This is a genomic window from Candidatus Nitrospira salsa (assembly GCF_965152625.1).
Genome location: NZ_CBCUCO010000002.1, coordinates 324668 through 336549, shown reverse-complemented (window position 1 = coordinate 336549; position 11882 = coordinate 324668). Strand labels below are relative to the sequence as shown.

At 45.8% G+C, this 11882-nt stretch carries 11 protein-coding genes; 2 read left to right on the top strand and 9 right to left on the bottom strand.

Annotated elements, in window-relative coordinates; genetic code table 11:
* Window positions 1–596: 596 nt before the first annotated feature.
* The gene (locus tag ACWQXP_RS03330; protein WP_454061420.1) at window positions 597–1958 is read right to left on the bottom strand and encodes a pentapeptide repeat-containing protein; all 1362 of its coding nucleotides are present in this window, start codon (window positions 1956–1958) and stop codon (window positions 597–599) included.
* A gap of 698 nt (window positions 1959–2656) precedes the next feature.
* On the opposite strand from ACWQXP_RS03330, the gene ACWQXP_RS03325 reads away from it, so the two are divergent.
* Window positions 2657–4360 (top strand): GGDEF/EAL domain-containing response regulator, encoded by a 1704-nt coding sequence (locus tag ACWQXP_RS03325; protein ID WP_454061419.1) that lies wholly within the window; start codon window positions 2657–2659, stop codon window positions 4358–4360.
* Between the two features lie 75 nt (window positions 4361–4435).
* Here the strand turns inward: ACWQXP_RS03325 and dinB are convergent, their stop codons facing one another.
* Window positions 4436–5614, bottom strand: coding sequence for a DNA polymerase IV (gene dinB / locus ACWQXP_RS03320; protein ID WP_454061418.1), 1179 nt, complete (start codon window positions 5612–5614; stop codon window positions 4436–4438).
* 149 nt (window positions 5615–5763) lie between these two features.
* Complete coding sequence (locus tag ACWQXP_RS03315) at window positions 5764–6171, bottom strand: tetratricopeptide repeat protein (protein ID WP_454061417.1); 408 nt, start codon at window positions 6169–6171, stop codon at window positions 5764–5766.
* A gap of 95 nt (window positions 6172–6266) precedes the next feature.
* Between ACWQXP_RS03315 and ACWQXP_RS03310 the strand changes: the two genes are divergently transcribed.
* The gene (locus ACWQXP_RS03310; RefSeq protein ID WP_454061416.1) at window positions 6267–7658 is read left to right on the top strand and encodes a dihydrolipoyl dehydrogenase family protein; all 1392 of its coding nucleotides are present in this window, start codon (window positions 6267–6269) and stop codon (window positions 7656–7658) included.
* A gap of 199 nt (window positions 7659–7857) precedes the next feature.
* Here ACWQXP_RS03310 and ACWQXP_RS03305 read toward each other — a convergent pair whose 3' ends face one another.
* The 6 genes from ACWQXP_RS03305 to ACWQXP_RS03280 form a co-directional block, all read right to left on the bottom strand.
* On the bottom strand, window positions 7858–8421 hold the full coding sequence (locus ACWQXP_RS03305) for a Uma2 family endonuclease (RefSeq protein ID WP_454061415.1): 564 nt from the start codon (window positions 8419–8421) through the stop codon (window positions 7858–7860).
* Window positions 8422–8668: 247 nt separating this feature from the next.
* Window positions 8669–8995, bottom strand: coding sequence for a type II toxin-antitoxin system VapC family toxin (locus ACWQXP_RS03300; RefSeq protein ID WP_454062978.1), 327 nt, complete (start codon window positions 8993–8995; stop codon window positions 8669–8671).
* Between the two features lie 92 nt (window positions 8996–9087).
* Window positions 9088–9456 carry a FitA-like ribbon-helix-helix domain-containing protein gene (locus ACWQXP_RS03295; protein ID WP_454061414.1) on the bottom strand — a complete coding sequence of 123 codons (369 nt, stop codon included), beginning with the start codon at window positions 9454–9456 and terminating at the stop codon, window positions 9088–9090.
* Window positions 9457–10115: 659 nt separating this feature from the next.
* Window positions 10116–11060, bottom strand: a complete 945-nt coding sequence (locus ACWQXP_RS03290; RefSeq protein WP_454061413.1) for a hypothetical protein — start codon at window positions 11058–11060, stop codon at window positions 10116–10118.
* 273 nt (window positions 11061–11333) lie between these two features.
* Complete coding sequence (locus ACWQXP_RS03285; RefSeq protein ID WP_454061412.1) at window positions 11334–11627, bottom strand: helix-turn-helix domain-containing protein; 294 nt, start codon at window positions 11625–11627, stop codon at window positions 11334–11336.
* Window positions 11608–11748 carry a type II toxin-antitoxin system RelE/ParE family toxin gene (locus ACWQXP_RS03280; protein WP_454061411.1) on the bottom strand — a complete coding sequence of 47 codons (141 nt, stop codon included), beginning with the start codon at window positions 11746–11748 and terminating at the stop codon, window positions 11608–11610. The genes ACWQXP_RS03285 and ACWQXP_RS03280 overlap by 20 nt, the downstream gene beginning before the upstream one ends.
* Window positions 11749–11882 lie beyond the last annotated feature (134 nt).

The window sequence follows — 11882 nt, the reverse complement described above, 5'->3', positions numbered from 1 at the left end:
ACATCAACAACTTCATTCAGCAAGTTCATGAGATCCTTCTGTATAATGCTTACTTAACTATGCGGTATCAATGGGGGAAGATTTGACAAACTATTGAAATATCTAGACAAGGATGGTTACATGCTTAACTTTTATCGCCTAGGTACTTGTCAGAAAAATTTTTGATCGTTAACCCCAAAAACCATCATATACCTTAGGGCAAAACTTAAACCTAATATACGCTGTTTCACTATGAAAGTAAAGTCACAAAATACTTAGGAACTTCACCTCACACCCACCAAGATAACCCTTTGAACAGCAACAAGATATAACACATTGAATAAATTGACATTTATCACACTATCACCATCATAAATGTCGTCAATATCATGGCCATAAACCATGCCCTACAGTAACAATATCAACCAAACATCATGAAGGAATGTGCCTAAAAATTTGCAGAGCCAGCAGCACAGCCCATGAGCTCAACAATATGCACGCTATTAGAAGACGCGAAAAATAAAATTCCTATTATTCCAGACGAAGGGTGAGCAAAGATTATGGTAAAGAGATTTTTTTAGAGAAGTGAAAACGGCAAAAACCCGAGCGATCCTTGCCTACGGGTGAAAGAGGCTGACTTGACTAAAGTGTGTCCCCTCACCAATGAACACTCCACCGTTGGCTTGAATTTGATCCATACTGAGATTACGTGAGAAAGTGGCGCCAACAATAGCTAATCGACCTTGGACTTGTGCTCCATCAAGGTTAACGGAACCAAAGCTGGCATTATCATACAAATTTAAACTTCCTCCTACTTGTATAGACTCCATATTGAGCTCGCCAAAAACATTAGCCGCAATGAATAAGACTGGGCCTCCAACGTGTGCATTGGAAAGATTAACAGATTGAAGCCGAGTACTGGCTCCGAAAATGACGTCTCCAAATACCTGGGCCTGCGTCAGGTTGACAACACCGGATATTGATGCGTCCACGAAGGTTAGATTTTGCGCAATACACACCTTAAAAAAGTTGATCTCTTCACAGGCAACATCTCCACCCAAATAGAGCGAGCCAACAATTTGCCCACCTTCAAAATTCATCATCCGACCGATGCGAGCGCCAAGAATCGTTACGTGAGCACGACAGTGAGCACCACGAAGATCAACCGTTTCGCACTTCAGACCATAGCGAAGGTAGACGCTGCCTTCTACCGTGATGTTCTGCATCGTCAGTGTGCTAAAAATGTCCGTGTCCTTCAGGGAAACATGTCCATGAACCATCGCCGACCCTAAGGACAACAATGACAGAATTTCCGTATCTTCCACATACACATTCCCTCCGATTTCAGACTGCTCGAGATTGACTGACCCATATACGGTGACGCCAGAAAGCGTAACCCCTCGATCCAAACGACTGCCGTGTAAGTTGATTGACGTGAAACAGCCCGAAGCCCCGACCCATAATAACCCGCTGACATGAATTTGGGTCATGTCAAGCGGCATAGAAACCGTACTGCCATCGAAGACAAGATCGCCATCAATTGAGGCTCCACTCAATACCAATTCTCGTACAAAAGAGGATCCGTCAAATGATAATGTCCCGGTCATGTGCAAACCTTGAAACTGAACGGCTTGCTCAAAGTAGCAGGCATGTAACCAAAGATCGTGAACAATCTTGCCTGTGGGGCAGCTAAGGCTATCCTCCCACCATGCTCCTTTGATGCGGACGCCTTGGACAGGGATAGCGCTCGCATAGGGTTCTTCTAAGAGAATTTTCCACAAAAAGGAGGCACGGAGAATCCGACTAGCTGACCAACTCATGGGCTGCGTTGGATCAAGAACCCCGACTCCATCATAATAATTCAGATCCGCCAATTGCCCTTCGCAAATGTGCTCCCAGACCCATTTTTCTTGAGGAGTCCAGGAAATCCATGCGGCCACTGGTGGTCCAGCTGATAATCCTGAAGGTTGATGATTCATCGTCTCAACTTAGACAACAGTTCTATGATAGATCATGGGCTTTGAAAACAATCCTTAGGCCAATGCACACATCTCCTTTACCGCATTCACCTACTACGTCGGACAAGTTACGCAACTTATTGAATGTCGAAAGTAGAAAAACGAACACAAACAACTGGAGAGAGATTATTAATGAGAGTCGTCGGTTCAGACGGCATGAGATTGAGAGGAGAAACATGTCGGACACAACACCCAGCCATCGTGGCGTCGAAAATATCGATCGGATAGGACGGCATGACATCCAGGAGCATTACAATGGGCAGGATGAGTCAGCCTACGAACAACGGAAACATGGCCTGAGCTATTCCGAACACGAAAACGGGAGACCGGAGAACCAGAAAACCTTGAACTGTACTGCCGTGATTCACGAACCAAACGCGTCACTTGTTGAAAAAACCTTGTTGACCTTCCGCCAGAGCTCCTCAATCCAACATACTCTACTGCATTGTTCTTCATATAGATCCCCTACCACACAATTCACGTTAAGGACAGAACTGAGACGGCTTGACGGTAACAGGGCCATAACTCCCCATACCGAAAGACATTCATCCCTAACCTCAAGAATCTTCCTCAATTTCCCGACAAGAACCACTGAGCAGATAGAACATCCAATAATGTCGCAATATGCTGGGCAAATCATTTTTCACAGGAACCCAACTATGTTGAATATTCTTGTTATTGACGACAATATGGCTGACGTACGCATCACACATGAGATGCTGAAGGAAGGGCTTGGGACTCAATTTACTTTTTCACATGCCAGCTGCGTTGGAGAAGCACGTACCTACCTGAAAGACCAGTCATTCGACATGATTCTTCTTGACCTCAACTTACCCGATTCGATGGCGCTCGACACCTTACGAGAACTCCGACAAACCCATGCCAGCGCAGCGACCCTCATCATGAGCGGACTTCAAGATGAAGCCTTGGCGATACAAGCCGTGCGAAATGGGGCTCAAGATTATCTCATTAAAGACCATATTAATAGCCACGCCTTGAGTCGCGCGATTCGATACGCGGTTGAACGCCATCGAGTCCAAGAGCAGGTGACGTATCAAGCTCACTACGACAATCTTACCGGCCTGGCGAATCGAGGTTTGTTTTACGAACGACTGCAATATGCATTAGCCCGCTGCCATCGCAATGACGCCGCCATCGCGCTCCTCTTTCTGGATCTCGATCACTTTAAAGCTATTAACGATACCTTTGGCCATGAATATGGGGATATCGTGCTGAAAACTGTTGCGAATCGTCTGAGGAAATGCATACGCGAAGTCGACACAGGCGTCCGGATGGGAGGTGATGAATTTGCCGTTCTGCTTGATGAAGTCGTGTCGGTTGATGACGTCGGCACCATCGCTCAGCGATTGCTTAATCTCATCGCTCAACCGATGGTGATCCTGGATCATGAACTTCACATTACTGGAAGCGTCGGAATGACGATTTATCCGTGGGATTGCGCCAAAGCTCAAGATCTCTTGAAACATAGTGATACCGCGATGTACCGCGCCAAGGCGCAAGGCGGCAACAACTTTCAATTCTACACCGCCGGCATGCAGACCTCGTCACTTGACCGGACGACGATTGATGTCGAACTCCGTCGTGCGCTGGCGAAAGGTGAATTTTTACTGCACTATCAGCCTCAAATGGATCTACGCACGCAACAGATTATTGGAATGGAGGCGTTGATTCGTTGGCAACACCCGTATCAGGGGATGATTAGTCCGATGAACTTTATTCCGAAAGCCGAGGAATCCGGAATCATCGTGCCAATGGGGGAATGGGTCATGGAAACCGCCAGTCTCCAAGCCAAAAAGTGGGAGAGCGAGGGACTGCCGATTCCACCCATCTCGGTCAACTTGTCAGCACGGCAGGTTCATCAGCGAAATCTTCCTGCGACGATCGAACATATTCTTCAGGCGACACAACTTGATCCGCAATACCTTCAAGTTGAACTTACGGAAAGTTTTCTGATTAATGAAACGCCGAGTACGCTGGCGACGTTACGCGATCTGAAGGCCATGGGAGTGAAAATTTATATCGACGACTTTGGTGTGGGCTACGCCTCACTTCGTTACCTTAAAGCATTTCCCCTCGATGGGCTCAAACTGGACCAATCGTTAATCAAAGACCTCGACACCGACATCAATAATGCCGCAATTGTGAAAGCCATTCTTGCCCTAGGAAATACGCTGGGGCTCAAGGTGATTGCTGAAGGAGTCGAAACACAAGCCCAAGTTCAATTCCTTTCTGAACACGGATGTTATGCCATTCAAGGGTTTTGGGTCACTCCGCCCATTCCAGCTCACGAAAGCCGCCACTGGCTTATTATGGGTGAAAGCCAATCATACACGGCAGCTTAACTCCCTGATCACGTGCGACATAACAAATATTCTCTACCCTGACGCACAGATTTCCCATTCTCGTTGCCTGCGTTTCTACGGTTTCTCTTTTCCTAACAATGACCCCAACTGAATGGATTCATCACCAAAACGCATGCGAATCATATCCACCGCTTCCGACAAATCATGTTCCTGTCGACTGTCTGGTTCAAAGAGCGTTAATTGCTCATGCGACCCAAGAAAGGCCAACTTTGAGACTGATAGCCCTAACAATCTCACCTTTTGCTCACCGCCCCCAACACGCTCGAGAAGTGTCATCGCCTGTTTCCACAAGGCACTGGCTTGATTGATCGGTTCGGACCAAGAACATGATCGCGTCACCGTTTCAAAGGCCGTATTCCGAAATTTGAGCGTGAGACAACAGGCCCCTTGGTGTTCATTTCGTAATCGTTGACCAACGCGTTCAGACAAGGCTAGCAGCGTTTGTCGAATGAGTGCATCATCACTGGTATCATGTGAAAACGTTGTCTCAGCACCGATTGACTTCATCGTGGAGCGTGGCACAACCAGACGATCATCTAACCCATTAGCCAATTGCCACAGATGCACGCCCCGTTTACCAAAACGCACACGGAGCGTTTCTTGCGGCTGCTGCGCGATATCTCCGATGGTTCGATACCCCATCTGTTGTAAAAGGGGTGCGGTCTTTGCCCCAACACCCCATAAACGGGTCAGGGGCAAGCTTCGCAAAAAATCATGGATCTTTTGATGCGGAACCATGACAAAACCCCGAGGTTTTTCAAGATCGGACGCCACTTTTGCGACAAATTTATTCGTTGCAATTCCCACGGATGCCTGCAATTGCTCTTCCTTCAAAATCTTGGCTTGAATACGCCGGCCAATCGTTTCGGCTGAACCGAATAAGGCATAGCTCCCCGTGACATCTAAAAAGGCTTCATCCAAACTCAGTGGTTCAACTAAATTTGTGTACCGGGAAAAAATCTCAAAAATTCGTTCAGACACCTCTTCATATCGCGCCATACGAACGGGAAGAAAAATTGCAGACGGACACCGTCGATATGCCTGATTGATCGGCATCGCAGAATGAATACCAAATGTACGTGCTTCGTATGACGCCGCGGACACCACCCCCCGTCCCTTGCCTCCTTGAGGATTTGCCCCAACCACGACAGGTTTCCCACGAAACGCCGAATTATCGCGTTGTTCAACTGATGCATAAAAAGCATCCATGTCTATGTGAAGGATTGATCGCATGGGGTTAGTTACATGAATTGCTCAGTAGTTCATCCTCGAAACTTGAAGTGAAGGGATCATCACGCTCTCCCCGTCGAATGCAATTGATCAATCAACGACATCACCTAAGGAGGAAACACCAATCTGGCATGACAATAAAAAATCACGATCTATCGGGCATAACGGTATCCCCCGCTCATATGTCGTTCAAATGTCGAAGACAGCCCCAGATGATTGCGATAGACCGATGATTGAATAATGCTGTCGTTGCGTGGCGCTAACTCACCAGCTTTTTGAAAATATTCAGTGGCCTGTTGATGATCTTCAAGTTTATGTAAGGTCAGCGCAAGATTAAAATACACTTCCGGCAATTGATCATCAGCGAGAAGAGCGTCCTCAAAACGCTGTTTCGCCAACTCCCATTGGCCATCGTTGTAGGCTTGAATGCCAGACAAATTCAACTCTGACGCTGTCGGGCTCACGATGGGTAAGGTAGCCAGTGGGCCAGTGGCTTTGACACAGCCCTGGCCCATCAACACCCACAGCACGACAAATGGGAATGACCATGTTATCTTCATGCCTTGAGTTTCCTATTCATAGGGATAGAACTTCAGAATCTGTTTAGATGACCTTGCCGCAAGAACAATCTTCATCAACGAGAGACTCACTGACCATGGCTCCTGAGAAATTAATGAATTACGATGTGATTATCATAGGTGGTGGCTCTGCCGGATATGCTGCCGCTCGCACCGCAAGAGACGAAGGGGCAAAGGTAGCCATCATCGACCACGGGCCATTAGGTGGCCTCTGTATTCTTAGGGGCTGCATGCCCACCAAAACCATTCTCCGCTCTTCTGATGTCATGTCACTCATGCATCGCGCTGAGGAGTTTGGGTTGCATCCCGTCGTGGCAAAAGCCAATCTCTCTGCCATTATTGACCGCAAAGCTCGACTCATTCAAGAATTTGCAGATTATCGAATCGAATCTCTCAAAGATCCACGGTTCACACTTTACCAAGAACACGCCCAGTTCTTATCACCAACAGAAGTTCAAGCAGGTCCACACCGATTGAGTGCTAAATCGTTCATTATCTCGACAGGATCCGTGGTCTCGCGAATTCCCATACCAGGACTTGAGGAGGTGGGCTATATCACGAGCGATGAAGCGCTGGAATTGCGCACACTACCCCAATCAATGACTATTTTAGGCGGAGGAGCGGTAGCCCTTGAGTTCGCGCAATTTTTTTCGCGACTGGGCACTTTGGTGACCCTCCTTCAACGAAGCGCTTATATATTATCTGACGGTGATGAGGACCTGGCTCGCCCGGTGGAAGATCGATTTCGCGAAGAAGGTATGACAGTATTCACTTCCACCCAACTTCAACATTTTAGCCAAGCGGGAAGTCTCAAAACCACCCATTTCCTTCACAATGGAAAAGAACAAAGCGTTTCGGCAGAAGTGATTCTACAAGCACTTGGGCGTCGCCCCAATATCGATAATTTAAATCTGGACAATGCCAAGGTAGAGACTCATCAGGGAGCCATTACTGTTTCAAATGAGATGCGGACTTCGACCCCACATATTTTTGCGGTCGGAGACGTAAACGGCCTTCGAGAAATCGTTCATATCGCTATCCAAGAAGGAGAAATTGCTGGATGGAACGCTTCACACCCGGAAGCTTCACCTCGCAAACACGACAATCGGCTAAAAACTCAGGTTGTTTTCACCGATCCTCAAGTCGCCAATGTCGGATTGTCCGAACGAGAGTGTACACAACAAGGTATTAGTTATCTCACCGCATCATACCCATTTAACGATCACGGAAAAGCCATGTGTCTAGGAGAAATGCATGGGCATGTCAAAATACTCTGTCACCCGCAAACCGGAGAACTGATCGGAGGTCATATCGTTGGCCCAGAAGCCGCAGAGCTGATTCATGAACTGATCACGATCATGTACTATCACGGTACCGTCCACGACATGCTCCGCATTCCCCACTACCACCCAACCTTAGCCGAAATCCTGACCTACCCGTCAGAAGAACTCGTAGAAAAGCTTCAATAACGAACATACTTACAAGACTGGATTCTACGGTTTTCTGGTCGAAGGTTGCCGATTAGAGGCCGGTCACATTCCCAGAGGAATCAGCCATGCCTTGCACAAAAAACACGTTTTCCCCTCGCTGGAAAAGAGAAATAATCGAGACCATCGGCTGCCCACGGCTCAGGCAGAAGATCAAACGCAGAGTTTTGCAAGACCCACGTTATTCAAAGATATCCTGAATTTTCAGGGTAAATTCAGAAAGGAGTGGCGTAGAGAGTTTCTCCTGAGGTGACTCAGTAGTCATTTCGTGAGGAGCATGATAACGGCCTTCATGAAGTCGATAGATTTTCACACTTTCTAGTTCAGGATCAACAATCCAATATTCGGATACCTGATGACGTTCATAGAGTGTGCGTTTAAATCGTTCATCGCGTCGACGAGTTGAATCGGAGAGGATCTCGATAATAAAATCTGGCGCACCTTGAATATTCTCACGGGTGACGAGGTGAACTCGACTCTTCGCGACAAATAAAAGGTCGGGTTGCACAACATCAATCTCCGTCAATTTGACATCTGTCGGCGCAGCAAACACTATTCCGGCCTTGGTCTGTTGACAATGATGATGAAGCGCGGCAAAGAGATTGCCGGAAATGCGCTGATGTTTAGTCAAGGGTGCGGGTGTCACGTAGCGCTCTCCATCGATGATTTCATGACGCTTCCCATCGTCAGGAAAGCTGAGATAATCCTCATAGGTAAACTTCACACTGGAGGGAGTTGTCGTCATTCTCAATGCCTCACACTTAACGTCTTCACTTCAGAATAAAAGATTATTCCAGAATTCGCAATGCTGGAACTCCTGAGACCCCTCTCATTATCTAGCCCTACTCAAACCCTCAGCGACGTTGGTTCAAGCTCCTGACCCAAACGTGTCCGCTGCGAATGACCCATGAACGGCTTTCTTCAAAGTATATCCAGAAGCTTTACTTCGAAAGATATCACAAGTTCAATGACAGCAAAAGACCTATGCCTCTTCAACGTTTTTTCCACGGATTAATGACAGACACAGAGAGTCCATCGAAATCTTTGATATTCAGTGTGGCAATACGACTTCGCTTCGCAATGGCAATTCCTACAATTTGTGTATCTCGCATATCGACGGTGATTCCTCGGCGTCGCCTACCTGCAGCTAACTCTCCAGCCGTTAATGCCGCATCTTCGTCAAAGGGAAGTATTCGTCCTTTAAGTATATTTCCCAGCATCTGCTGAAAAGCATCCTCAAGTTTGACACGTCGCTTGCCTTTTGTGAAAGACGAGAGTCCTAAACGAATTTCAAATACTGTGATCGAGCTGGTCCAGATTGATACCCATGCCTGTCTGTCAAGTCATGACACGATGATAGAATCGCCCTGCTCCTGCTTCACCGCAGAGAGGATATTCGTATCGAGAATGATCATGATTCGAAGTCAGTAGATTGAGGAGAAGTCCCTTTGAGTTCCGGAATGTCTTTTTGTAACCCAATACCTTGAAACAGGCGGCTCATTGCTGAGCCAAAACCATCCGTTCGCTTCCCTTCATTCTTTGTGGCATTCCGAAGAATATCGCGCACCTCTTCCTCCACACTTCGGCCGTGTCGAAAAGCCCGTTGACGTAAACGCAGCTTCACATCTTCTTCAATATTTCGAACAATTAATTGTCCCATTGTTAAGTCCTCCACTTCTATATCATCGATATCACACAAGCCATATTCGGACAAAACCAAAAGAGTGAGATCGTATGAAAAGAAAAATGGGAAGATAAAGGGATCAAGACAGGACGTCATAATACTTTGCTCATCTTACTCAGTGAAGCGGGGTCAACAACCGTCACAGCCACGCTCTTTCGATCCTGTCCAATTCACCGTATCACATTCCCAGTCGCCGAGGGATGCTTTCTTCTCTCCACTTCTCTCGATCGCTGTAATAGAGACGCGATTGGACTTACAGGCGACGCGAGAACCAGTGCCCCACGACGGTGGCTTCCTTGCCGAAGAAATGGCTTTAATTGAGCTTTCCGAGTGACATCACTAATAAGAATTTCTTGATGACAGCTAGCATAAGGCGAAGAAAAAGTAGAATGTCCCCTTTCCCAAACGACGATCATGAGTCAACCAAAAATATCCTTCCTCAATATGACCCACACCAAGAAATCGGCGATATTTCGAGAATAGGAATTTGATGATGTGAGAGACACCAACGAGCCGCAATGACGAGGAAAAATTAGATTCTTCACATCTTTCTCACGCCATTTTTAATCTTATAAAACTAGATTTGACCCCATGTATAGAAAAAGAAGAATGTCCCCTTACCCAGAACTTTTAGGAGCGCAGAACATCATGAGGCCAAGATTGTCGACAGATATGCAGTCACTTGTTTCTTAATTTCAAGTGGTTCTTTTGAATCTAAAGTCAACTCACCTTTGAATGAAATACCGTCAACATCATTACTTTTTTGAACTAGCATCAACATTGAGTCTGAAGAGTGCTCTTTTATCAGAAAATTGCAATATTGGTTCAATGAACTCAGGATCGATCGGCTGATTGTCTACAATGAGAATTGCAGCTTTATATCTGAGAATACTAATACGTAGTCTTTCGTTATCAAGTATATGTATACAGGATTTAATCTGGCACTCCCATAGTGCCCGTTGGATCTCCATTGCAATTGTTGAATGCACTCCTTCACCAAGCCGATAGCTTATGATGCCCACATTTATTCCTGAAAATGGTTTTCGCCCAACAGCTTCAGGGGATAGAGCGCCACTTGGAAAGATTATGGATATAAACTTTTCTCCCATTGAAGTAATATTTCTCTCCTCTTTATCTATGAAACCGGATGACATGAGTTTTTCAATTGCAAGACGGCGTAATGGCTCATGAGTAGATAGCATTGTTTTAATCTGCTCTTGGATTCCACCAACTGTCATTAAATCATGCTTGCTATAAATATAGAGGTCTTTTAAGAAGCACAGCTCAGAATACGTCAATTTCTGACAAGCCTTTACGAAATGTCGCCTCATTTCAGGATCAAGCTCCCCGCCTATTAAACCTCTCATCAATTGCGAATATATTTCGACTTTTTCATTCTCAATGTCTTGAACGCATGAAGCTAACAGAGCATAGTAATCGTCAAGATCAAACGGCTTATTAATAAAGTCTGAATATTCTTCTTGACTCTCTATACCGTTTAACAAGCCCAAATGAAATTCTTCTAACCGACTTTCCGTTCTATCTAAATAATATTGTCTTCCGTGGTTAATTAAAGCCTTGACAAGTTCATAAACAAGGCCACTACCCGGAATGAATGTTGTCAATAATTCCTTGCCTAGAAGGTCTCCGACAGTTACAGCAGTTTTTTTTGATCTGATGATACTCTTGTCTCGATTCATCTCAAATCTCCCATGAAAAGACCTAATGATCTGAATTCTTAATAAATTATGATTGTACCTTTTCTGAACCCAGAATCATCCTAATTTCTCACATACCGTGTTCTTTTGCACCACACCAAGAACATTTGCTTGTTGGTTCTGATTCGTGGGGTCAAATTTAGTTATATCACTTAAAAAATTAAAAATGCCTCATTTTCCACTGAATCTCGACTTCTTCCCCTGAATCATTCGGACCTGCTAGATTGAACCATTTATGTTGAGCAGTGCATGAAACTACCTTAACTGCAATTCCAATTTTAAGCCCAAGGCCTCTGCTGCTCTCTTCATGGTGTGCAGCGTGACTGATTCATTTTCCGGGTCTAATAAGCGATCGAGTTGTGACCGGCTCGTTTCCATGCGAGAAGCCATCGAGGCCTTGGAAAGATTTTTTTGTTCCATGGTTTTGCTCAATTTATAGGCCAGCACCTTCTTAATTGCATCGGTTTGACACTCTTCATATTGTCCTTCCACTTTCAGTACTTCTTCAAGCGTAGATCCAGACCGAGGATTAATTTTTTTCCGCTTCATATCGCTCATGCTCCTTCTTACGTTTGTTCGCGAGTTTCAATTCTTTGTCCGGCGTCTTCTGTGACTTCTTCACAAACCCATGGAGCAGAACCGTCTCAGCCTCACTCACATAGAAAAACACTCGAACAATTCATCCATCCGACAAATCACTACGTACTTCCCGGAGGCCTGCATAGCCAGTTAAGGACTTACACAACGGTTCGCCACACGGCCAGCCAAATTCAACCGTCATCAGATCACTCTCAATACTCTTTC